The 25,840-nt window shown below is 71.2% G+C and carries 6 protein-coding genes; all 6 read left to right on the forward strand.

Features of this window, described 5'->3' with window-relative positions:
- Nucleotides 1-8: 8 nt before the first annotated feature.
- Nucleotides 9-8,399 carry an alpha/beta fold hydrolase gene (locus KEG57_RS28565; RefSeq protein ID WP_272458978.1) on the forward strand — a complete coding sequence of 2,797 codons (8,391 nt, stop codon included), beginning with the start codon at nucleotides 9-11 and terminating at the stop codon, nucleotides 8,397-8,399.
- Nucleotides 8,396-13,264 (forward strand): hypothetical protein, encoded by a 4,869-nt coding sequence (locus KEG57_RS28570; protein WP_272458979.1) that lies wholly within the window; start codon nucleotides 8,396-8,398, stop codon nucleotides 13,262-13,264. The genes KEG57_RS28565 and KEG57_RS28570 overlap by 4 nt, the downstream gene beginning before the upstream one ends.
- The gene (locus KEG57_RS28575) at nucleotides 13,257-17,552 is read left to right on the forward strand and encodes an amino acid adenylation domain-containing protein (RefSeq protein ID WP_272458980.1); all 4,296 of its coding nucleotides are present in this window, start codon (nucleotides 13,257-13,259) and stop codon (nucleotides 17,550-17,552) included. The genes KEG57_RS28570 and KEG57_RS28575 overlap by 8 nt, the downstream gene beginning before the upstream one ends.
- Nucleotides 17,553-17,554: 2 nt before the next feature.
- Nucleotides 17,555-20,641, forward strand: coding sequence for a Kelch repeat-containing protein (locus KEG57_RS28580; protein ID WP_272458981.1), 3,087 nt, complete (start codon nucleotides 17,555-17,557; stop codon nucleotides 20,639-20,641).
- A 362-nt stretch (nucleotides 20,642-21,003) separates the two neighbouring features.
- The gene (locus KEG57_RS28585) at nucleotides 21,004-22,134 is read left to right on the forward strand and encodes a metallophosphoesterase family protein (RefSeq protein WP_272458982.1); all 1,131 of its coding nucleotides are present in this window, start codon (nucleotides 21,004-21,006) and stop codon (nucleotides 22,132-22,134) included.
- Nucleotides 22,131-25,826: an AAA family ATPase gene (locus tag KEG57_RS28590; RefSeq protein WP_272458983.1), complete on the forward strand. Its 3,696-nt coding sequence runs from the start codon at nucleotides 22,131-22,133 to the stop codon at nucleotides 25,824-25,826. Before KEG57_RS28585 ends, KEG57_RS28590 begins: the two co-directional genes overlap by 4 nt.
- Nucleotides 25,827-25,840 lie beyond the last annotated feature (14 nt).

Genomic DNA, 25,840 nt, shown 5'->3' on the forward strand with positions numbered 1-25,840 from the left:
CGGGTCCGTTGAGCGCTACCTCTCACGTCTCGCCCCAGCTCCTTTCTCTCGCCAGGGCCATTGGCCTCGTCGCAGCCGATGGCTACGTCGATGCCGGCTGGTTCGATAACCCACTCGATCGGCTGCGTACGATTGTATCCAATGCGCACCAGCGAGCGGCATTCCTGGGCCTGCTAGAGGAAATCCTGCCATCCATGCCCGTCTCGGGCTTCGATGGGGATGCCCGCTGGTATCCACTCCTTTCACCCACCGGTCGAGGGAACGTCTATCTCACGATTCAGGGGGAATTGATCGGCGTGGCCGCCTCGCTCGAGACGCCGGCAGCCATGACGCCGGGGGCCCGCGCCTCTCTACGGCTGCCGCTCGTCGACGTATCGAACGGGACGGTGGTGGCGGTCGCCGGATCGGCAGAGGCGCCGTTCGAGCTCGTGCTGGAAGCACAATGGGCACCGGGCTCGCATCCGTCGAGCATTGCAGCCGTGGCTTCGGTGAATATCGAGGCGGGCGGTGCGCTACGCATCGTGCTCGAGGACCTCGATCCGGCGGCCGCACCCGGGACGCGCACCTATCTGGATCCGACGAAACTCGACGCGGACGCAGCGCGGGTCCTCGCGAAGCTCATCACGCAAGCGCTTGCGCAATTCAGCGGGGATGACCCGTACGTCGCCCGCGTCTTGACCCATCTGCCCGGGCTCTTGGGGCTCGATGGCTCATTGCCGGCGCTCCGCGTGCACGATTTGCTACGCGACCCGGCGGCGCTGCGGAGCTGGCTCGCTGAAATCGCGGCCGATCCGGTGTCGCTCCGAAGCTGGTTCACCCGGCTCGTCGGGCTGCTCGGCTCCGGGCTGCCGGCGGCGGAGCCGACCGTCAGCGGGGATGGATCGGCGGCGAGCCCCTTGTGGGCGCCCGTGCTCGATCTCGGCTCCGATTCCAGCCTTTCCCTGACGCTGGGCGTGGACGCGCCGGCCAGCGGACCGCCGGTGCTGCTCCTCGGGGTCGCCCTTTCGCTCGCAGCGGCCGCGGGCCGCCTTCAGGGGGCCGCGACGCTGCTCGGGCTCCCGCTGGCGGAGGCGTCTCCGGTGGCGGTGCTCCCCGCCGCGCACCTGGAACTCGTCACCCCGACGACGGGCTCGGTGATCGATGTGGCGCCCGCCATCAAGCTCGGGACCGTGGCCTGTGGCATCGCCTGGGAGGGGCAGCGGCTCGTCCCGAGGCTCGAGCTGCGCGACGTCATCCTCAACGGCGCGACGCATCCGCGGCTCGACCTCAGCAACACGAACGCGCTCGTCAGCTCGGGGACAGCGGCGGTTCAGGGCGCGATCGAGGCGGCGCTCGGGTCATCCCGGCTTGGCGAGGCCGTTCTTGCGCTCGTGGGGCTCCGGGCCCCGGCGAGTGATCCGAGCTTTTCGCACGCGCTGGACATCGCGGCGCTGCTCTCGGATCCGACGCGCGCCATCGCGAACGTGCACCGCAGCGCGCTCGGGGACACGCAGCACGGCTGGGAGCACCTGTTCGCGGAGCTCGCGGCGATCTTCGGGATCCTCACCCCCCACGCGGGCGACGGAACGCCGCAGCAGCCGTGGCGGGTGGTGATCGCGGAACAGGGCGTCGCCAAGATCGAGCTGGCGGCCTGGAACGCGCGCGACGCGGCGACGCCCTCCGGCACGCAGCTCCTCCGGCTCGGTCTGCGGCTCTCCTTCGCGACGGGACCGTGGGAGGGGGCTTGGGTCGCCGAGCTCCTCGCCTTCGACCTCCCGCCGAGCGGCTCGGCTGCGCTGCGCTTCCTCGATGCGCAGCACGTCTCCCTCACGCTGACGCCCATCCCGGAGCTCGAAACCGCCGCCGGGCTCGGGCTCACGGCGACGGCCATCTCCGGGCACCTCGACTGGGTGCTGGCCAGGACGCCTACGTGGCGGATCCTGGTCGACGAGCTGGTCGCGACGGGCAGCGGCGATCCCGTCGGGCCGACCACGCTCACGTTCCCGATGGCCTCCTTCGATCCGGCCGCGCCGGACCTCGGCCTGGGACTCGGGGCAGGGACCGCGCTCGCGCTGCTCCGCCTTCTCCTCACGGAGGTCTTGCACAGCGCCGGCGGGCCGGCGGGCCTGACGATCGGAGCGCTTCTCGGGCTGCACCGCAAGCTCCGCGGCCTGCCCGCGGACTGGCCGCTCCTCGGACCGACGGACCCCGCGGACCTCGGCAGCCTGTTCAAAGACCCGCTGGGCGCGGTCCGCGCGCACCTCGAGCAGGTCCTCGCAGGCAGCTCGGCCGATGGGACACCGTTCACGCTCGCCGCGCTCCCCTGGCTGCGCGCGCTCCTCGTGAGCGAGCTGCCGGCGCGGCCCGCCGACACGTACCCTCCGAGCCTCCCGCTTGCGGGGGCCGGCACGTACGAGCGCCCCTGGATCCTGCCGCTGGCCGATGGAAGTGTGGAGCTCCTCGGCTGGCTCGATCCGAATGGGCCGCCTCCGGCGTGGTGGCAGGCGCGTGCCGAGCGGGTCCGTTTGGCCGCAGACGGCGATGCCCTGGTCGGTTTTCTGGAGGACGTGTCCGCGCTCCTGCCGGACGTGGCCGGCGCGCTCGAGGGGCGCGACCCGGCTGAGACCGCGGCCGCGCTGACCGCGCTCGCCGACTGGTTCGCGCTCGGCGATGGGCTCGTGCCGGCCGCTGCGCAGGCTCCCGCAGTCGCGAGCTGGGGGAGGGCGACGCCGGTGCCGGCGGCCCACCACGAGCTGCCCGCCGCCCTCGCGGCCATCGCGCAGATCGGGCAGGCCATCGACGGCTGGGCAGGCGGCAGCAAGGACGTCGTGGCCAGGGCGGTTGTCCTGCTCTCCGCGCCCTTCGCCGACCACGAAGCCTTCGGCGCCTATCTCCAGGCGGCGGAGTCGGACCGACCCCAGGGCGCGCATTTCGACCTGCGCGCGCCGAGCATCGACCCGCTCACGGTGCCGCTCTCGCACGTGACGGCGGCCGCGACGCATTACACGGCCGACCTGGCCGACGGGGATCTCGGTTTCATGGCCGCGCAGCTCGCGCGGGTGGTAGCTCGTGTGCGGGAGCTCACGGGCCAGACGCAGGTCTACCTTGTCGGCCACTCGACGGCCGGGTTGGTCGCGCGGGCTTATGGGGCGGTCGTCCCCGCAGAGGTGGCCGGGGTGGTGACCCTCGGCGCTCCGCACGGCGGCAGCCCGCTCGCCCCGCTGCTCGATTCGACGATGGCCGGCGCGGTGCGGCTCGTGAACGTGCTCTATCCGGCAGCGGACCGCACTCCGGCTGGGCGCGCCATCGCGCACCTCGTCGCGATGCTCGACGACGCGCGCCCCGATCGCCTCGCGGCCTTCGTCGGCCTGGAAGGCGCCGAGAGCACCGGACGAGGGCTCGCGATTCCGGGCTACCTCCCGACCGGGCTGATCGAGGATCTCGCGCAGGTCGTGGCGGACCGGGCGCTGGCCGCAGCCGGCAGCTTGGCAGCGCCGACGCGTTTTGGCTTCGGCGTGCGGGCCCGGCTCCACCTCTCGGACGGGAAGCCCGGCGACCTCGACCTCCGCGCCGCCGTGCGGGTGGACGCGCTTTCGGCCGCCCTCGCGGCTGCGTCCCCCGATCCGGTGCGCCCGACCCCCGCGGTGCACGTGCACGCGGAGGTGAGCCGGTCGGATGGTGCCTGGCTCGTCGGCGGGCCGGAAGCGATGCCGGGGGAGCGGCTCCGCTGCGTGGAGCTCGGGGTGTCCGTACGGCCCGACGCGGGAGGAAGCGCCACGGCGATCCCGCTCCTGCGGCTGCACGACGCGGGCTCCGATGCCCTCCGCCCTTGGCTAGAGCTTTCCGACCTGGTGAATCGGCTCCCGTCGCTTCCGCGCTTCGCCTCCCTGGCAGGCCCCCGGCCGGCGGCGGGAACGCGGGAAGCCCTTCTGCTGGACGTGCTCATGGCGCTCGGGCTGGTGGTCGGGGACGGTACCGGCGCTCTTTCGTTCTCCCTGGAGGAGCTCGGGGCCATCGCCGCGCAGCCCACGGCGCAGCTCGGGCCACGGCTGCCGGCACTGCTCGACGTCGTGGCCGACGCCGTGGGCGCCACGCGCGGCGCCGGTCCCACCTGGACGCGACAGCTCGCGTCGCTCCCGATCGCGCTGACGGTGTCCGCGAATCCCTGGAAGCTCGGTCTGCGGACGTTCGACCCGGCGACGGAGGCGGACACGCTCACGCTCGCCCCGGCGCTCGGCGTGGGGGTCGCGGCAGAGCTGACCCTTCCGGACTTCACGAGCTCGGTGGACGCGCGCCTTTCGCTCGCCGCCACCCAGCTCCGCTGGTCGAGCGGGACGGTGACGCTGGCGGCGCCGCCGTGGCTCGAGCCCATCCAGCTCGTGCCGGCGCCGCCCGTCGAGGTCCTGCGCGACGCGCTCGCCCGCCATGTCCCGATGCTCGTGGCCTCCGCGGTCATCTCCGGCGTCCTCGGCGCGCTGGTCGGTGGGGACGTGCGGGTGCGCGGGATCGAGCGGCTGCTCACGTCCCCGGCCAGCCTGTTCCTCTCCCCGCTCGCCCTGGGTGCGGACGACGGCAGCGGTCTCGACCCGGCCAAGGTCAGCGCGCTGCTCCAGGCGGTCGCGAGCGCGCTCGGTCTGTCGAACGCCGGTGGGATCGAGCTGCCGGGGGGCCTCGTCCTCGTGGCGAGCGGCTCGGACCCGCTCACCCTTGCTCTCTCGGGCGTGATTCCGCTGGGAGCCGGCTCGGACGAGCTCGAGCTCGAGCTCGGCCTGAAGCTCGATCGCGCGCTCGCCGTCACCCCGACCGGCAAAGGGATGCTCCGCGTGGGGCTCCCCGGCAGCGGGTGGGCGGGCATCGAGATCGAGGTCGGCGCCGACCCGAGTGGCCTTTCCCTGTCCGTTCAGCCGAACAACGCCGGGCGCATCCAGCTCTTGCCGAGCTTCAGCGGCTTCGATGATCTCGCCAGCGGGGTCGCGAGCCTCTTGCCGGCCGTCTTGCAGGCGGTGGTCGACGAGCTCGCCCCGCAACCGGACCAGGCCTCGGGGCTCGTGCGGATCGCGCTGTCGATCGCGAAGGCGCTCGGCATCTACGACTTCGACGCGCAGGGCTTCGAAGAGCCGACACGCGCCGCCGAGCTCGGGAAGATCCTGCAGCCGGGCTGGCTCGAGTCGAAGGCCACCTCCGGCGCGGTCATCGCGGATGCGATCACGCAGATCTTCACGGGCCCGACGCCACTCGTCGCGCTGCCCGGAAGCGTGACCGGCGTGGGCTCGACGGTGCGATGGACCTATCCCCTCGCCACGGGCGGTACCGTGTCCGCGATGCTCGGCTGGACCGGGGCGGGCGCGGCCGCCGCGCCGGCGCTCACGCTCGGCGTGCAGGGGGTCCGCCTCGGTCCCGTCGTCGCCGACGAGCTTTCGGCGGGCTACGACCAGGGCCTCGTCTGCCACCTCGTGCTCCGCCTCGACGCCGCGGGCGAGCTCGCGTTCCTGCAGCCGTCGATCGATTTCGCCGTCGACGACGGCCGTCCCGCCTTCGAGATCCATCCGCTCGGCGCCGCAGCCAAGGACGAGTTCGCCGTGCGTGTGGCCCCCGTGCCGGAGCTCGTCCTTGCGGCCGGCGCTGCCATGACGCTGCTCGAGCGCTGGGGCGTGCCGCTCGTCGCGCAGCTCCTCCTGCGCACGTTCGAGGCCGAGCTTCCGCGGTCCCTCTGGGCGGGCGGGCCGACCGTCCGCGCGGTGCTCGATGCGTCCGGGCTCGTGGAGCCGAATACGACACCGCCGGCGCTCGCGGCGGTGCGACCGCCTCTCCCGGAGCTCGCGTTGCGGGCGCTCAAGGCGCTCGTGACGAATGTCACCATCCCTGTCTCGGACACGCTGAGCCTGACGCCTGTCGCCGAGCAGGGGCGGCGGGGCCTGCGGCTCAAGGGGCGGCAGGAACTGAGCGGCGGCGACGTCGACGTCAGCGTGCGCTTCGGGGAGGCCAAGTGGCTCGACGATGCGGACGCGGGCGTGACGCTGTGGCTGCTCGAGGACACGGAGGGCATGCCGCCGGTGCGCATCACGCCAGCGCTCGACGTGACCGGCCTGGGGGTCGTGCTCTCGGGCGCCGGCGACGAGGCGCTGGTGAAGGGTCCGTTCGAGATCGGCGCGGCGGGCGGGTTCCTCTTCTTCCGCATGACCTTTCTCGACGCCGCGCGCGCCTTCGCCGTCGACGTCTCGGAGCTCGGCGCCAGCGCGGAGCTCGACGCTGCGCGGATCAGCGTCTCGTCCGAGGACGGCGACTCCTTCCTGAAGAAAGTGCTGCCGCCGGAGCTCGCGGCCCCCTTCGCCCTCGGGGTCGCGTGGCGGGAGGGGAAGGGGCTCATCCTGCACGGCGGTTCCCCCGGCGGTGGGCTCGAGCTGACCTTCCCGCTGAATCTCGACCTGGCGATCCTGCAGCTCCAGGAGCTCTACCTCGCGCTCAAGGCGCGTGAGGGGGTCGTGTCCCTCGAGGCGGCGCTGAGCGGCAACGCCTCGCTGGGCCCGTTCCACGCGTCGGTGCAGCGTGTCGGTCTCAAGGCATCCTTCGGCGCGGCGGGCAACCAGCTCGGCTTCCGCGCGCCGGACGGGGTCGGCCTGGCCATGGACGCCGGCATCGTCGGGGGCGGCGGCTTCCTCTTCGTGGACGAGTCGAAGGGGCAGTACGCGGGCGTCGTGCAGCTCGAGTTCAAGGGCATCGCGCTCAAGGCGATCGGGATCATCACCACCCGGCTGCCCGACGGTCGCGACGGCTACTCGCTGCTGCTCATCATCTCCGCCGAGTTCACGCCCATCCAGCTCGGATTCGGGTTCACGCTGTCCGGCGTCGGTGGGCTCATCGGCGTCAACCGGACCGCCGTGGTCGATGTGCTTCGCGCGGGCATCAAGGCGCGCACGCTGGACTCGATCATGTTCCCGCGCGACCCGGTGGCCAACGCGCCGCAGCTCATCTCCAACCTGAGCGCGGTGTTCCCGCCGGCCGAGGGCCGGTTCGTGATCGGGCCGATGGCGCGCCTCGGGTGGGGGACGCCGACACTGGTGACGCTGGATCTCGGGCTCATCCTGGAGCTGCCGGCGCCGGTGCGGCTCATCGTCCTCGGCCGCCTGCGCATGGCGCTGCCGCACGAAGAGGTGCCGATCGTCGCCATCAACATGGACGTGCTCGGCGTCGTCGACTTCGAGCGCAGCCAGGCGTCGGTCGATGCGACGCTCTACGACTCGACCATCGCGGGGTTCGCCCTCACCGGCGACATGGCGATGCGCATGAGCTGGGGCGACCGACCTGGGTTCGCGCTCGCCGCCGGCGGCTTCCATCCGCGCTTCCAGCCGCCGCCCGGGTTCCCGGCGCTCGATCGCCTCGCGCTCTCGTTGTGCACGGGCAATAACCCCCGCCTGCGCCTGGAGTCCTACCTGGCCCTGACCTCGAACACCGCGCAGTTCGGGGCGCGGCTCGAGCTGTACGCTTCGAAGGCCAGTTTCAGCATCGAGGGCGTCCTCGCTTTCGACGCGCTCTTCCAGTTCGAGCCCTTCTCGGTGCTCGTCGAGATGAGCGGTTCGGTCGCGCTCAAGCAGGGGTCACGCAAGCTCATGAGCGTCAGCGTCTACGTGACGCTCACCGGACCGTCGCCCTGGCACGCGCGCGGGTACGCACGCTTCAAGCTGCTGTTCATCTCCGCGGACGTCTCCTTCGACGTACGCCTGGGCTCCGCCGCCCCACAGCCGGCTCCGGCGCTGGTGGAACTCGAGCCGCTCGTCGAGGCGGCGCTCAAGGACCCGCGGAGCTGGAGCACGCAGCTCCCGCCGGAGGGAGAGTCGCTGGTGTCCGTGCGGGAGATCCCACGCGCCGAGGGCGAGCTGCTCATCCATCCGCTCGCCACCCTCTCGGTCACGCAGCGGGTCGCGCCTCTCGGCCGGGAGCTCCAGCGCTTCGGTAGCTCCCGCATCGCCGGAGCCACCCGTCTGGACATCACCCAGCTCAGGGTCGGGGGCACGGACCTCGTCGGCGAGCCCATCGACGAGTACTTCGCGCCGGCCCAGTTCCTCGATCTCTCCGACCACGAGAAGCTCGCGCGATCGAGCTTCGAGCGCTGGGAAGGTGGCCGCCGCGTCGGCGGGAGGGGCGTCTCGCGGGATAGCGCCCCCCCGCTCGAAACGACGCTCGAGCCAGAGACCATCATCATCGATAAGCCGGACGGGCCCGCCCGTCTGGCAGCCGAGGCTGCGCCCATGTTCGCGAGGTCCCAGGTTGCGGCGAAGTCCGCTACATCCCGAGCCGCACCGTCGGCGATGACGACGCTCCAGCGCTTCGCGGCTTCGGGGGCCGCGGCGCACGCCAAGGCGCGGAGCACCGGCACGGCCCGCTTCCGCGGTCCGGCGCTCAAGTTGGGGGTGGCAGGATGAGCGGCCTGACCTTCCTCTCCTGGGCGCGGGTCGGCCCCCAGCTCGACGCGAGCGTGACGGACCCGCTCACCGGACCGCTGCCGGCGCATGGCGCGTTGCGCATCGGCGTACGGCTCAACGAGCGGGCCGAGGTGCAACTGCCCGCCCGGCTGTACGGGCCCGGCGACGTGACCGGCCTCGACCCGCGTCAGGTCATCCGCACCGACCCCGCGTCCGGCGTCGACTCCGCGGAGCCGAGCTTCTTCCCGCTGATCGAGTTCGACGCTCCCCACCTGCCGTGGCTCCTGACCCCCGCACAGGCCCAGGACGGCGAGCGGCTCCGCCCGTGGCTTGTGCTGGTGGTCGTGGAGGCCGGGATCGGCAAGGTAGGGCCCGAGCCTGGGGCGCCGCTGCCCGTGCTGCGCTGCCCGCGCCGGGAACTGCCGAACCTCGACGAGTCATGGGCCTGGGCGCACGTGCAGCTCGCCACCGACGGCGACCTCGAAGCCGGGACGCTCGACGGGCTGCTGAGCGGCCCGCCGGAGCGCTCGCTGTCACGCCTGCTCTGCCCCCGCCGGCTGCGCGCCGGCGCTCGCTACATCGCCTGTGTGGTTCCGGCGTTCGAAGCCGGGCGCAAGCGCGGGCTCGGGATCCCGCTGAACGCCGCCGACGAAGCGGCGCTCGCGCCCGCGTGGACGGCGGGCGCGAACGACGACGAGATCGCGCTCCCGGCCTACTATCACTGGACGTTCGGGACCGGCCTGGAGGGCGATTTCGAGGCGCTGGTGCGGCGCCTGCGCGCCCGACCGGCGCCTGGAAACCTCGGGCAGCGGCCCCTCGACGTGAGCCATGCGGGGCCCGGATTCCCGGCGATCGACCCCGCCGACCCGGCCGCCGTGGTCAACCTCGTGGGGGCCCTGCGCGGCGCGAAGACGCCGTCGTCGCCCTGGGACCCGGACGCGGCCGCGGCGTTCGCGGACGCGCTGACGCCGCTGCTCGCCCAGCGTCCTGGCCGTCTCGGTCCGCCCCTCTACGGCGGCGGCCACGCCGGCGTCGGCAACGTGGTCGACGGCCCGCAGTGGCTGCGCGAGCTCAACCTCGACCCGCGGCACCGCGTGGCTGCCGCGTATGGCGCCGAGATCATCCGGCGTCACCAGGAGGCGCTCATGGCCTCGGCGTGGTCGCAGGCCGCGGCGGTCGCGCGCGTCAACGATGCGCTCCGGCAGGGCCAGCTCGCGCGGATGGCGGGCACGTCGGCCTACGAGCGCCGCCTGCTCGGCGGCACCGCCCTGGATCAGCAGCGACTCTTGCAGGTGAGCGCCCCCGCGCATGCTGCGTTGACCGAGACCACGCCACTCGGCGGCAATCGGGAGGTCCAGGCGGCGGTATCGCCCGCGTTCCGGCGGCTGACGCGACCGGGCGGCCCGCTCGCCCGGCGGATTGCGACCGACGGCCCGCTCGAGCCGCCGGTGGAAGCGCTGGCGACCCGGGACCTGACGGTCAATCCGCTCCTGAAACCAGCGCCGGGCATGGTCGCGCTGGAGCACCTCACCGGGAGCGACAGGGTGCGTGATCTCACTGCGTCGCGGGTACAGCCGCGGTGGTGGGAGAAGACGGATCCGCTTCCGAGCGAAACACGGACGCCGGTGACGCCGCGGGTTTTATCCGTCGGCGCGGCCATGCCGAACCGCGTGTTCATGGTCGCCGAGGACGGCCGGGTGCTGTCGCGCGTGGATGATCCCGCCGCGTGGCATGATCACGGCTTTCCGCCGGGCAGCATCGCCACCTCGCAGCCGGTGGCCCTCCGCGATCTTTACGCGTTCGTGCGCACCGCGGACGGCCGCCTCTGCTCCCTCCATTGGGACGGCGACCGCTGGTTATGGGAGGACCACGGAATGCCGGAAGGTAATCCCATCACCGGACGACCCGTGGCAATCGCGCGGAATACCCAGTCCAGCACGAATGACGACGTGTATGTCTGCGCTGGCGGCAACCTGTGGGAGCTGCACCACGTCGCCCATTGGCGCGTCATCGAACCGCCGCCCAACACGGTTATCCCTGTCCACGGTGTGCCGAGCGTCGCGGATGGCGACAATCTCTTCGTCCACGGCCTCAATGGGCACCTCTACTGCTGCTACAAAGACGGTAGCACCTGGGTATGGGAGGATTGGGGTTGCCCCGCGGACAAGGGCTTCCCCGACGTCGTGATCGATCCCATGGTCCCGCCGCTGGTTCAGGGCACTCCCCCATTGGTTCCCGCATTCGTGCGGACCACGAGCGGCCAGATCTTTGTGCGTTACCCGTTCTTTGGAGGCCTCTGGGGCCCGTTTTCACCGACCGGCGAGAATATCTCCGGGATCCTCGGGTGGTACAGCGGAATGTGGGTCACCTCCGCGTCCAGCGGGCGCGTGTGGCGATACTGGACGCCGCCGGACGCGACCGATCCGGTGTGGGAGCCCATTGGCCCAGTGGGGGGGCTGCGTGCTTTGGGTGTGGTTCGTAATGGCGAGCCGTGGATTGCGGCGGACGGCAAGCTCTTGGTGCTGCGGGTCGGGGCGAGCTACACGTGGAACGATTTCGGGCTCCCGACGTCGTCCGGCGCCGGCGCGGACGACGCATTGCCACCCATGCGACCGGCCTGGCGCGGGATGCTCGGCTTCATGTCGAACCTGCTCGTGGCCCACGTCGATATGCCGGGAGGCGATAACGTCGCCCACCTGCGCATCGGGCGCGACCTCGGGTTCGAGGGCGAGGTGCGCGGCGGGTGGGAGCAGAAACCCGGCATCACCGGCATCGGTGATCACCCCGAGGGCGCGGGCCAGGAGCCTCAGGGCGTGGGCATCGCGCTCTGGGACCTCGACGGCTCGGGCCGCCAGGACATCGTCCTGTTCTGGGTCGAGGATTTGACGCTGGGCTATTTCGGCTCCTGGCGCATCGGTCGGAACGTGGGGCCGGATGGCGCCGCCGACTGGTCCGGACCGGTCAAGCGGATGCCCACGCCGATGAGCACGCAGTTCGGATCGAGCGGCAGCGGGCTCACCGCGGCCTACCCCGTTCTGGCGGCCGACATCACGCTCGGCGACCTCGACGGTGACGAACGGCCCGAGATGATTGCCGCGTACGTCTCCGGCATTCCCAACCAGGAAAGGCTCTTCTACCGGATTGGCTGGCGCGTGGACGCCGCAGGCGACGTCACCGGCGGCTGGACGGAGTCGATCGAGGTGCCCTGGCCTGGCCGTGTTCCCGGAGGGATGCCCGTGCGCGGCGTCGGCGTCGCCCTCGCCGATATCAACAACGATCTGCGGCCGGAGCTCGTGGTGCTGCTGCTCGAGTGGACCCCTTCGGGCTTGCGCGCGAGCTACATGATCGGCTGGGACATCAATGCCCGCGGCCACGTCATTGGCGGATGGACCGGCCCGCACGAGGTGGGCGGCGGGCCGCTCGGCCAGGACGCGCAGGGCGCTTCGATCGCGATTGCCGATTTCTCGGGGAGCCAGTTGCCGGATCTCGTGGTCTTCCACCTCGAGAACCTGGCCGGCCAGAACCGCGCCTTTTACCGGGTCGGATTCGACCTCCAGAGCTCGGGGCTCCCGCGCCGCTGGAGCGAGCCGCGCGAGGTCCACGCCGGCGGGTACTGGGGCGCGGAGAGCCTCGGCGCGGGCATTGCGGTCGGCGATCTCGATAATGCGCTCCTCGACCGCAAGCGCCAGTTCGGGTCTGAGTTCCGGGCGGCGGCGAGGTTGCACCAGCAGCTCATCGAGCGAGGCCAAGCGCTCGCCCGCGCCGATGACCAGGCGCAGCTCGAGCTGTCGTCCATCGCCGAGGGCGTGCGCGCGGCATTGGAGCCGGATCGGACCGTCACGCAGCGGGTGACCGACCGCATCGAAGGCGTCGACTTCGACCAGTTGCCGGACGGAGCGGACCGATTGAACCCGCTCGCGGTCGCGCCGACCTTCCCGCAGGCGATGTCGCAGCCGCTGGCCGAGCTCTCCCAGGATCTCCTGCTCAGCGGACGCGGGGACGTGCCTCCCGACACGATCACGCTCGTCCGGGCCAACACGGCCTTCATCGAGGCCTACATGGTCGGCCTCAACCACGAGTTCGCCCGCGAGCTCTTGTGGCGCGAGTTCCCCGGCGATCGGCGGGCGACGTTCTTCCGGCAGTTCTGGGACGCGCGCGCCGGTGACCCGGACGAAGGGCCCCTCACGGACATCCCGCCCATTCACGAATGGGCGTCCGACAAGGAGCTCGGCGGCCATGCGACGGGCGTGGGCGGCCCGGAGATGGTCGTCCTGATCGTCCGAGGCGAGCTCTTGCACCGCTACCCGAACGCGAGCGTCTTCGCGCGCCGCGCCGCGTGGCCAGGCGGCGACCTGAGCGCGCCCCGCGTCCTCGGCACCGAAATCCTGCTGCCGCAGTTTCAAGCGCACCTGCCGCCGGATCAGGTGCTTTTCGGATTCCCGCTCACTGTCGACAAGGCGCGCGGCGTTGATGGGGACCCCGGCTGGTTCTTCGTGCTGGCCGAGAATCCGACGGCGCCGCGGTTCGGCATCGACGATCCGCCCGAGGACGCCGCCTACGGCGCAGCGCCGGCGAGCTGGGAGGAGCTCGACTGGGCGGCGCTCGCGCAGGATGAAGCAGGCCTCGCGGCGCTGCGGCACGCGCCGGTCCGGGCGGCGCCGTGGGGGGGCGTCACCCGACCCACGCGCCGCGACGGCGGGGACCCCCAGGCCACCTGGGCCCGCAACAGCGCGCACCTCGCGCACATCACCCTCCAGCGCAGCGTGCTCGTCGCCGTGCACGCGACGGACATGCTGCCGGAGTTCGAAAACGACGGCGACCAGCCGACCAACCCCTCTTCCTTCGCCGTGGTGCGTGATGCCTGAGTGGAACTTGCCTGCCGACGTACCGATCGCCCTGCTCCCGGTGCGGCTCGAGACCCGCTTCCGCGGGACGAACCTGCATATCCGCGTCTACCCGGACCAGATCCACGTGGACACCCACGAGCCGGAGCTGACCGCGGAGGAGGAGGCGACCGGGAAGGCTTACTGGAACGCCATGTGGACGGCGGCGGACGAGGCGACCGAGGTCGCGGCGTGGGACACGCTCGCGGCGGCGTTCGGGCCCGAGCGCGGCGCCTGGATCGCCCGCGCGCTCGAGCCGACGAACCTCGCCGCGCGGCCCGGCGGCGCCCCCGCGTTTCCGGCGGTCGAGTCGCGTGGCGCGGTCTGGACGCGCGCGCCGCTGGCGCAGGCCATGCCCACGCGGTGGCACGTCGTCGGCATTCCCATCGGGCGGGCGGACCTGCGGTCACGCGCCACCGGCAGCGAGATCACCTTGCCGCTCGCGGTGGGGCCGTCGCCGGGCTTCGACCCGTCCTTGCTGCCCGACCATGTCGCACCCGTCGACGAAGCCACGAAATGGCTGATCGACTTCGATACCGCGGTCGGCCGTGGCATGGGCCTCGTCCTCCCCCCGCCGCCCGAGATCCCTGCCAGCGAGTTTCAAGGCTGGGCGCAGATCTTCGTGTACGGGGTCCAGGAGTCCACGAACGGCGTGGAGGGCGCGAGCACGCTTTCCGCCCTGTTCGATGCGCATTACTACACGGACGGGTTTGGCTACCTGCCCCAGGGGACGCCGACCAACAACACACCGGGCGCGGCGGCCCCGCCCGGCCGCGAGGATCCCGCCTATCGCGCGGCCTACCGCCCCCGCATCGGGACCGGGCTTCCCACCGATTCCGACGCCAACGCCCGCGTGCTGGCCACGGCGCTCGGGCTGCCTCTCGAGGGGGCCATCGCCCACGCCATGGGCGCCGCGGACCTGGAGCAGGCCGCCGCGCGCTGGATGCACACCGCGCTCTGGCAGGTGACGTGGGGCTATTTCCTGACGCAGATGCTGGGGCCGGACATCGGCGACGAGCAGGCGAACCGCGTCCGCCAGCATGTCCTCGACTGGGTGCGGCCCGGAGGCCCGCTGCCGGCGCTGCGCGTGGCCAACCAGCCTTATGGGCTGCTGCCCATCCTGCCCACCGCAGCCTATACGGAGCGCCAGGACGGCGCAGGCCCGATCGCGCTCGGCGCCGGGACCGTCGCCTTCCTCCAGCGGTTGCGAACGCAGCTCTGGGAGCCGTCGATCGCCTCCGTTCCGCGCGCCGCCGATCGCCGCGGCCCGGAGACGGCGGTGCGGATCCTGGGCATGGGCGCGCATGCCCACGCCTACTACGCGCGCAGCCTGCTCGGGATGGAGTACATCGCCTACCTGTGGCGGTTCTCCGAGCCGGAGATCGGGCTCGGCCAAGGCTGGGAGACGGAGCTCATGGCGGCCGCCGGGCGGCTCGGTCAGGACCTCGGGCTGGGCGCATGGGATCCGCGCGTGGGCCGCGCCGTCTTCGCGACGGAGTCGTTTCCCGTCGCCGGCCCCCCGGTCGAGTCGCCTCTCGGCGAGGCGGCGAGCAGTTACCTCGACCTGCTCTCGCAGGCGAACTTGAGCGCGGTTACCGTGCGGGACCGGCTGGACGCAGGTCCCCCCGAGCACACGCCGCTGCTCTACCGCCTGGTCCGCCACGGGCTGCTGCTCGAGCACGCCCAGGCCGCCACGCGCGTCCAGCGGCGGGCCGGCCTGAACCCGGCGTACCGAGAGCCCGAGCTCGTGGACATCATCCCGGGCCCCATCACGCCGACGATCTGGCGCCAGCTCGAAACCCAGCATTCGTGGTCACCGGAAGTCCCCAACGAGCGGCTCGACGCCTACATCGCCCGCACTGCGGGCACCGACCCGGTCCTCGCCGATCTCACCGCGTTCCGCGCGGCGCTCCAGAGCCTCAAGGACGAGCCCGTCGCCACGCTCGAGCGGCTGATGGCGCAGGCGCTGGATCTGGCATCGCACAGGCTCGATGCGTGGCTCACGTCCTTCGCGACCCGGCGGCTCTCCTGGCTGCGGCAGCCGGCGGACCCGCCGAGGGCGGCCGGGGTGCATATCGGTGGTTATGCGTGGCTCGAGGATCTGCGGCCCCGCGGCCCCGTGCCCGTGGCGGGTCCGGTGACCGATGAGCCGGGAACGCACTTGATCGACCCGGCGAGCGCCGGCTACGTCCACGCCCCGTCGATCCCCCACGCCACCACGGCCGCCGTGCTGCGCGGCGGCTACCGAGCCTACGCGGCGGATGGCGAGAGCCCGTTCGCGATCGACCTCCGCTCCCACCGCGTGCAACTCGCGACCTGGCTGCTGGAGGGCGCGCGGCAGGGGCAACCGATCGGCGCTCTGCTCGGCTACCGCTTCGAGCGCGCGCTCCACGAGCACCCGCGGATCGGCCTGCCCGCGCACCTGCCCGCGTTCCGTACGCGGTTTCCACGCCGGGCGACGGGCATCTCCGTGGAAGGGGGCACGCAGGAGACCGTGCGATCATTTGGCGTCGTCGACGGCCTTTCGCTGCACCGGGCGTGGTCGGCGGGGGAGCTCGACCTCGGGCAGGACATCGGCGTGACCGACGCCGGCGAGCGCGCCGCCCTCGCCGACGTCCTTTCCGGCCTGGCCGAGGCGGTCGATACGGTGAGCGACGCGCTCCTGGCCGAGGCGGTTCATCATGTCGTGCAGGGCAACCCGCTGCGGGCAGGCGCCACGCTCGACGCCGCCGACCGCGGCGAAGCGCCGCCGCCCGAGCTCGAGGTCGCCCGCACCCCCCGGACGGGCATCGCGGTCACGCACCGCGTGATGGTCCTTCTCGGCGACGGGGACGCGGAGCCTTCGGGTTGGCCCGTCCAGCCGGACGTGCAGGCGCGCGCGATGGCCGAGCCGCGGCTGAATCAGTGGCTTTCGCGCCTGCTGCCGGCGCCGGGCCGCGTGCGCTTCCGCGCGGAGGTGGCCTTTGCCGCGGCGACGGTCCCCCTCGGGATCGAGATGAACCTCGAAGCGCTGCACCTGTCGCCCCTCGACCTCTTGTACCTGCCGGAACGCGGCGAGGCGGTCGAAGCCGGGGAGCTCGACCTGCGGATCGAGGCCGTCGTGCGCGCGAGGCCCGAGGTGGGCCCTTCGGCGACGGTACGGCTCGATTTCACCCGCGCCGACGCGTGGGGGCCGGACGTGGTCAGCGTCGCCGAGCTGCTCGAGGTGCTGCGGGCGTTGCGGGGGCTCCTCGACACCGCGCGGCCGCTCGGACCGGGCGACCTGGCGCTGCCCGAGGCAGGGATTTCGGCCCCGGCGGTGGATGCCGACCTCGCGCAGCGCGCGTCGGACGCCGTGCTCTCGCTCGGCCGGGCCGCGGGGGACCTGGCGACGGGCGTGGACGACGAGATGTTGTGGCGCGGCCTGCTCCGCGCGGCGCACCTCGGCGTGGCCGGCGCGCTTCCCGGCGGCGTACCGCTGCGCGTGCATGCCGAGGTCATCGCCGCCGAGCTCAGCCGCCGGCAGGACGCCCTGGCCACGCTCGCGGCCCGCAGGGCTCGGGGCGAGCTCACGCAGGTCGCCTACGATCGCGGCCGGCTGGAGGTGGTGTTCGGCGCGGGCTTCCGCGTGTTCCCCAGCAGCGCCGTCCCGGATCCGGGCACGCTCTCGGCGGCCCTCGCTGCTTCCACCGAGACGCAGGGCGGCGACCCGCAGGCCGCGGCTGGCTGGCTTTCGCGCGTGGCTCGCGTGCGTCGCGGCGTCGACCGTTTCGTCGCGACACTCGCGTACGCCGAGGCGCTGGAGACCGGCGACACGCTCACCGCGCAGGTCGTGCAGCTCCCGTACACCCCGCACGAGCGCTGGCTCGGCCTGCCGCAGACTGGCAGCGCTCCGGGCAGCCGCTTGTCACTCCTGCTGCACGCGCCGGAGGCGGTCGGGCCTACCGTGGCCGGCCTCGTGATCGACGAATGGGTCGAGGTCATCCCGTCGAGGACCGAGACGACCGGGGTCGCCTTCCACTTCGACGCGCCGGGCGCTTGTGCCCCGCAGGCCATCCTGCTCGCGGTCAGCCCGGATGAGCGGCCGCGCTGGAGCACGGAGCTCCTGGAGAACACGCTCGCCGAAGCGCTCTCCCTGGCCCGCCTGCGCATGGTCGATCTCGAGGCGCTGCACCCGACCGACCCCGACGCCATGACCGACATCGGGCAACTCCTGCCCGCCGCGCACTTCGCCACCAACGTCCAGCCTGGCGACGCGATCGCCACGGACTTCACCCGTGGGAGCACCTGACCATGCCTTCGATCACCACCTGGACCCGTCTGGAGCCGCGCGCTCGCAGCGGCGACATGCGCCCTGGCCTCGAGGCCCGCGTCCACGACCCCCTGTGGCTGCTCGGTCGGCAGTGGCAGGTGGGCGAGTTTCAGGGAGAGGATGCCGGTTCGCCGGTCTGGGCGCGCCTGCGCGCGGAGGCGGCGCCGCTCGGCGCGGTGCGCGCGCCGCGCGGGAAAGCTCGATCGTACAGCGCCGCGATGCCGCTCGAGGTGGAGGTCGAGCACGACGCGGTGGGCGCCGTGGACCGCCGGACCGCCGCCGAGGCCGGGCTCCACTTCCTGCGCCAGCTCGACCTCGAGGGGGCCGGCGCCTACCGGGATGCGTTCCGGCAAGCGTTTCCCCTGGCGATGCCCGCCGGGGAGATCGACGCCGCGAGCCTTCGTTACCTCGCCGTCATGGGCCGCCGCGCCCCGGATGGCCTTTCGCTCGCGGCCGCGCTGCGGGGCGGCCTCCCGGCGGGGATCGAGATCGCGCCGGAGGACGTGGCGCGTGTCCAGGCCGCTGCCAATCGCTATCTGGCCTGGTTCGACGACCTGGTGCGGGTCGCGCCCGCCGGCGAGACGGCGCTGCATCGCGAGCAGTTCGAGTACCACTTCGAGGTCGCGGCCCAGTCCGCGGGCGCGACGGTGGTGCTCAAGGCGGCGAACCACCAGGGCGGCGCGCTCGACTGGCATTCGTTCATCCACGACACCGAAGCGGCGCTGCCTGTCACCGGGACCCCGTCCAGCGTGGTCGCCACCACCCTGCCTGTCCGCGCGAGTTACGCGGGCATGCCCGCGGCTCGGTTCTGGGAGCTCGAGGACAGCCGCGTGGACCTGGGCAGCATCGACGCGGCCCCCTCGGACCTCGCGCGCATGCTCGTGCTGGATTTCGCCACGATCTACGGCAACGACTGGTATGTCATCCCGCTGGAGCTGGATGTGGGTACGCTCACCCATGTCCGCTCGCTGGTGGTCGGTGACACGTTCGGCGACACCTGGCTCATCGAACGAGGGACCGCGCCGGACTGGGCCATGTACGAGCTCACGGCCGTCGGCCTGGGCGCGGCCGCGGCGGGCGAGCGCTTGAACCGCCTGTTCCTCCCGCCGGCCCTGACGACCAGCCTGGAGAGCGAGCCGCTGGAGGACGTCGTGCTCTTGCGGGACGAGGACGCCAACGTGGCGTGGGCCATCGAGCGCACCGTCGAGGGTGCCGCGGGCACGCGCGTCAACCGCGTCGAGGCATGGCACGAGCAGCGCCGGCTGCAGGGGGACGCGGCGTCCCACGCGGGTTCGCCCGTGCAGATCGCGCCGCTCGTCTACCGGCTGGCCTCCGAGGTGCCGGAACACTGGATCCCGCTCGTCCCCGAGGAGGCCGCGCCGGGCACGAACGTCCTGCGTGTCGCGGCGCTGGAGCGCGCCACCGAGGACGGGCCGCCCGTGCCCATCCTCCCGCGCGGTCGCTTGCTCGATCCGGGACGTGAGCTCCTCGTGCCCGAGGAGGAAGTCCCCGCGGAAGGCGTGCGCCTGACCCGAACCTGGCAGTACGCGCGCTGGATCGACGGGTCGACGCACCTATGGTCCGCCGTGCGCAAGCGCGCCGGTCGGGGCATGGCCTCCAGCGGCCTCGTGTTTGATTCTGCGCAGCCCTGGCAGGCGCCGTTGCTGCCGCTCGCTCATGATGTCGTCGGCCTTCGCATGACGAGCGGCGCGAGCGGCGTGAGCAGCGCCGAGCCGGTGGACCTCGACCTCCTGCTCCCTGGCCAGGCAGCGGTCGTGCGCTTTCACGTCCACAACATCGGCCTCGAGGGCTGGCAGCAAGCGGAGCCGGGCGCGCTCCGCCTCGCCACGACCAATCCTCCGGATCACCCGGGCCGCCTCGCCGCGCCGAGCTGGCTCAGCCCCTCGCGTCCGTGCGGCCCTGTCGAGTCGACCGTCGGCCCCGGGCAGGTCGCCACGCTTCAGTTCGAGATCCGCGTCCCCACCGAGCCGGGGCCGTTCGAGGAGACCTACGACCTCATCGTGGAGGGCCGTGGCCGTGTCAGCGGCCCGGGGCTGCGGCTCCGCGGTCACGTCATGGGTTGGGTCCAGACCGCGCGCCTCTTGTTCGACCGGCTCCTGCACACGGCGATTCGGCTGCGGAACGGCCAGGTCCTGGTCGTCGGGGGCTACAATCCCCCGGCCGAGCTGTACAACCCGGCCACGAATACCTGGAGCAGCACCGCCAATGCTCCGAGCAGCTATCGCGGGGCCACGATGGTGCTCCTCCCTTCGGGCAAGGTGCTGCTCGCCGGCGCTGGCAGCACGGGCAAGTCGGCCGTGCTTTACGATCCGGACACCGGCACCTGGTCGGTGACGGGCCATCTGGCCACGCCACGTTTCTATCACACGGCTACCCTGCTGCAGGACGGCCGCGTGCTGGTGACGGGTGGAACCGCCCAAGAGCACGGAGGTACGGCGCTGGCCTCGGGCGAGATCTACAATCCGATCGCGGGCACGTGGACAGCCGCCGGCTCCTTGGGCACGGCGCGCCAGCGCCACACGGCCACGCTCCTTCCCTCCGGCATGGTGCTGGTGGCCGGCGGGGAGGCGAATTCGACCCGACTTGCCTCGGCCGAGCTTTACGATCCGGCCACGGGCGTGTGGACGACCGTGAGCGCCATGGCCACGGCTCGCACGGCCCACACGGCCACGCAGCTCCGTTCGGGCAAGGTGCTGGTGACCGGCGGGGGGGTCGACGGCGTTCCCGCGACGAAGGCCGAGCTTTACGATCCTGCGACAGGGCTCTGGTCTCCGGTCGCGGCCATGAATCAGCCCCGCGGTCGTCACACGGCGACGCTCTTGCCCTCGGGCAAGGTGCTGGTGGCCGGCGGCTACGATGATTACACGGGCATCCAGCGCGGCGCCGAGGTCTACGACCCGGCCCGCAATACGTGGAGCGTCCTTCCATCCATGGTCGTGGCGCGCTACTGGCACACGACCACCTTGCTCGAAGACAACCGGCTGCTCGTCGTTGGCGGATTCGGCCAGGTCCAGTGGTCCGCCGAGTTGTTTTCCCCTCTGCCCTGACGGCGTGCGTATTCTCTCCTGACGTTCCCGGACAGATTCTGAGACGCGCCCCCGCACGCGTGTAGCGCAGGCTCATTCTCCCCTTGTGCAAGCGAGGTTTTTCCCTACCATCCTCGGGCTCGAGGGGCAGGAGGGCCGGAGGACTTGCGTCTTTCCAATGTTTTCCCGGGGCAATGGTCGATGAATGCCCTGAGCAGCCGTGTCGCAATGGCCCTGGAGGCTGACGCGTGTGGGTTGGCGCACCCATCTCGCTCTGGTGCAACTAGCAGGCCGAACCGGCCCTCAGATGTGGTTTGTCTTTCAAACGGTTTTGCTGTACGTTCCTGGATCCGAGTTGACGGTAGGTTTCGCGCCCCAGCACCATGAGCCCCGTACGCTTCATCCACACCGCTGACTGGCAGCTCGGCCTTCGAGCGCACTTCATCCCGGGAGACGCCGGTGCGGTCGTGCGGAACGCGCGGCTCGAGACCGTGCAGAAGATCGGAACCATCGCCCGCGAGTTCAAGGCCGACTTCGTGGTCGTCGCGGGGGATGTCTTCGAGCACCACAGCCTCAAGCCGGACACCATCCGGCGCTCGCTCGACAAGATGCGCGAGATCCCCGCGCAGGTGCTCCTGCTTCCCGGCAACCATGACCCGCTCACCCCCGAGGCGCTTTACCGGACGACGCTTTGGAAGAAGGAATGCCCGCCAAACGTCCGCGTTCTCGGCTCTCGCGAGCCGATGATCCTCCGCGAGGGCGTCGTGCTCCTGCCGTGCCCGCTCTTCGAGCGCCACGAGCTCGGCGACGTGACCGAGCACCTCACAGCGGACTACGGGCCGCAGGATCACGTCCGCATCGGCGTCGCGCATGGGGGCATCAAGGAGTTCCTCGCCGCGCTCGTCGACGACGAGGAGCAGATCCACAACGCGATCCCCAAGGACCTCGCGGAGCGTGCGCGGCTCGACTACCTCGCACTCGGAGACTGGCACGGGCGCCTGCAGATCGACGAGCGCACGTGGTACTCGGGGACACCCGAGGCGACGCGCTTCAAAGAGCAGAACCCCGGGAGCGTGTTGCTCGTCGAGGTCGGCGGCCGAGGTGAGCGGCCCGTGGTCGCGCACGAACAGGTCTGCACGTTCCACTGGAAGCAGCACGAGTTCACGGTCGAGACGGAGGAGGAGCTCGAGCGGCTCGAGCGCTTCCTCGACACGTACCAGGGCAAGGGCTCGACGCTCATCGAGCTGACCTTGAAGGGTGCGCCGCGCGTGGAGCTCCGCAGTCGCCTCGAGAACGACGTCCTCGCGCGCGCGCGCGACAGGTTCCGTTTCCTGCGGGTCCGCGACGAAAACCTCCACACGATCTTCGGCGACGAGGACATCGCCGCGCTGCGCACGAGCGGATGGATCGGACGCGTCGCGGAGCGTCTCCAGGCGGGCCTGCCGGACAAACCAACCGAGGACACCGCGCGGGCGCTGCGGTTGCTCTATCGGCTGCACAAGGAGGCGTCGTGAGTCGCGCGATCCGGCTCGTGGAGCTGCGTGTCACGAACGTCGGCACGCTGCGTGGCCCGATCCATCTCGGGCCCTTCGCGCCAGGCATCAACGTCGTCAGCGGCAGCAACGAAGCGGGCAAGTCGACGCTCGTCGAGGCCCTGAAGGTCGGCTTGTTCGAACGTCATGCGACGAAGAACAAGACCGTGATGGCGCTGCAACCGCACGGGACGAGGCTCGCGCCCGAGGTGCAGATCGTCATGGACTACGAGGGCGAACGGCTCCAGGTCTTCAAGCGGTTCATCGAGAAACCAATGGCCGAGGTCCAGCTCGCGGATGGCACCATCCTCAAAGCGCACGAGGCCGACGATTTCCTACGAGGCAAGCTCGAAGGTCGAGCGCCGAAGGGCAGGAATGGGGTGTCCCGCGAGGACATGGGCGTTTGGGGGCTGCTCTGGGTGACGCAGGACGAGTCCGCGTACGCGGATCCGGGAGGCACGCTCGACGAAGAGGTGCGCGGTGCGCTCGCAGATGCCGTGAGCCGTCAGGTCGGGAAGGTGATGGGCGGCAAGCATGGCGAGCGGATACGGGCCAAGGTCCACGAGGAGCTCAAGAAGTTCTACACGCCGAAGACCGACAAACCGACGGGGGAGTACAAGGAAGCTCTCGATCGAAAGCAAGCGGCGGACGAGCGCGTGCGGCAGATCGAGAACGCCGTGCGGGATGTCGAGGATCTGGCGTCGCGGCAGGAGGCGCAAAAGGCGCGGCTCGCCGAGGCGGAGAGGCAGCTTCCGGTCCTGAAGGCGGAACGGGAGGACGCCGAGCGGCAGGCGAATGCGGTCCAGCAGAAGGAAGCTCGGCTACGTGAAGCGAACGCCAAGGTGACGGCCGTGGAAGCGCGGGCCGCTGCCCGTCGGCAAGATGTCACCGCGCGGTCGGTCATCGTGGCGCAGGTGGCTCAGCTCGAGGGGGATGTCCGGCGCGCCCGCCAGAACCTCGACGAGATGGAGGCGCTCCTCCTGACCCGCGAGCAAGAAGCGCAGGCAGGGCAAGAAGCGCTGCGACAGGCCGACGAGCAGGTCACGGAGAAGCGTCAGGCCCTCGATGCATCGCGGCAGCAACTCGACCGGGAGCACAAGCGCGCGGAAGCACTCCGGGTTTCGGAGAGCCTGCGGAAGGCGGAGGTGATCGCCCTCGAGATCGAGGAGGTCGACCGGACCCGCACGAGCGGCAGCTTCGACGAGCGGGTCTACAAGCAGATCGAGGAGCTCTCGGGGCGTGTCGATACGCTGCGCGCGAAGCTGTCGGTCGAGGGGACGAGGATCGTCGCTCGATCCGAAGGGCGGATCTGGATCGGCATGGGCAAGGCGATCGAGATCTCGGAGCTCGGTGAGGTCGAGCTCGTGCCTGCGCAGGCGGGGCTCGGGCAAGCCGTGGTTCTGGCGAAGGAGGCTCGCTCCGCGTTGAAGGAAGCGCTCTACAGCCTCGGCGTCGCTGATGTGCAGCGCGCACGCGAGCGACGCGCCGCGCGAGAGGAGGCCGAGCGCGAGGCGGAGACGCTACGTCGTCGAATCAAGCAACTGGCGCCGTCCGGGATCGACGAGCTGGCGGTCCGTGTCTCCCAGCGGATGGGAGAGCAGAAGCGCCTGGAAGAGCGTCTGGTCTTGGCCCTCGAAGCACAAGAGGAGCTCGACCGCGTTCGTGTGGAGCACGGGAAGCATTCGGTCGATGCCGAGGCGATCCAGGCACTTCGTCACGCGGAGAAGCAGGTGGCGCTGGCCCGGGAGTCGCGCGGCGCGATGGGTACGGAGCTCCTTTTGCGCGCCGTCTCGGAGATCTCCGTTCGCGTGGGCGAGGACGAGCCGCCCGTGGCCCTCGCGAAAGGAGAAACGCTCGCTCGCCAGATCACGCGCCCCACGGCCATTTCCATCGGGAATGCGGCGGACGTGCTGCTCACGCCTCGTGGTGAGGAGCTTGCCAGGGCCACCGTGCGCCTGGAGAATGCCGAACGCGCGTTCGTCTCTGCGCTCCGGGTGCATGGCGTCGAGTCGCTGGAGCAGGCGGAGGCCATGGCGAAGGCGCGCGAGGATGTTGCGCGAAAGAAATCCGCGCTCGAGCAGCGCCTCGCCGAGGTGGCGCCGCGCGGGATCGATGCGCTTCGAGCCGAGGCGGAGCGCACGCAGCGCGAAGCGCAGGCGGCGGAGACGCAGCTTGCTTCCGCGCGGGAGGCTCTGACCAGGCAGGCCGAGGTCGAGGTCGAGCTCGGGGCCAACCCCGTTCATGCCGAGAAGCTCACGAGGCTCGTGGAGCTCGAAGAGGCCTTGGCCGCACGGGAGACGACGGTCAGAACCAAGTCGGCGCGTCTCCGCGGTTTGTCGGGTGCGCTTTCGGGCCGCGAGCTCCTCGTGGCCGAACCGATGACGCTCGAGGAGGTAGGCTCGGAGTGGACGGTGATTCCTGGCGAATCGAGCGACTGGCTGAAGCTCGAGCAGGCCGAGCGCGCGCTCGAAGAGGCGTTCCAGCGGGCGCAGATCGCGAATCTGGGCGCGGCGAGAGAACGCTGGGCGACGACGCGAGATCTGGTCGGCAGACGGGAGCGACTCATCGAGAATCTGAGGCTCGTGGCCCCCGATGGCCTGGACGCGCTGCGCGGGCGAAAGCGTGCGCTCGAGGCCGCCGCGACGAGCGAGCGAACCGATATCGAGCAGGGGCCTGCCGTCGAGGTGTTGCGGCGACGGATCGAGGAGCTCGAAGCCGAGCTCTTGCCGCTCGTGACCGCGCAGGCTTCGTCGAAAGAGAAGGCCATCCTCCTCGAGAAGCACAAGAGCGCTTGTGCTCACGAGGTAGGGGAGCTCCGCGGGCGGTGGATGGAGCAGAAGAACCAGTACGAGAGGCGCGTGGAGGAGCTCGTCGCGGCTCGCAAAGAGACGCTCGATTCGGTGCTCGAAGCGAAGCTCGACGAGGCCCGCGTCGAGCTCGAGGAGGCAAGGTCGGGCGCCGAACGCGCGGCCTCGGAGCTCGCCGCCGCGACGCCCGAGCTGCTTCGTGATGAAGTGGCGCGTGCGCAGTCCGCCCTCGAATCGCACGAGAAGCATCTGCTCAAGCTGCGTGACGATGTGAGCAGCCTGCAGGCGTTGCTCACCAAAGCTGCCTCCGAGGGGCGGTTCGAGGATCTCAGCGAGGCGAAGGCAGAGCAGGCTGCAGCAGCCGAGGTCCTCGAGAGCATCGAGCAAAAAGCTCGCGCGGCACGCATTCTCTGGGATTTGACGGAAGAGGCATACACCGAGGCGCAACGCATTTTCCTCGGGCCTGTGCTGAACGAGGCCGCGCCTTACCTGAACAACCTGAGGCCCGGCACCGAGATCCGGATGACGCAGGATCTCCGGCTCGACAAGGTGGTTCGCCGTGGAATGGAGGAGGATTTCGGGCAGCTCTCGGGCGGAACGAGAGAGCAGCTCTCGGTCATCGTGCGAATCGCTCTCGCGAGGGTATTCGCCAAAGATCGGAGACCGCTCCCCCTCATCCTCGACGACACGATGGGCTGGACGGACGATGCGCGGTTCCTCTCCATGGTGCGGATCCTGCGGGATGCAGCCAAGGAACTACAGATCATCCTCCTCACGTGCCACGGGACACGGTTCGACCGGTTGCAGCCCGATTATCGCGTGGATCTCGATGAGCTTCGTCGCAATGCCGCCGCAGAAATGATCTGAGCCAGGAACCATCG

The organism is Polyangium jinanense, assembly GCF_028435365.1.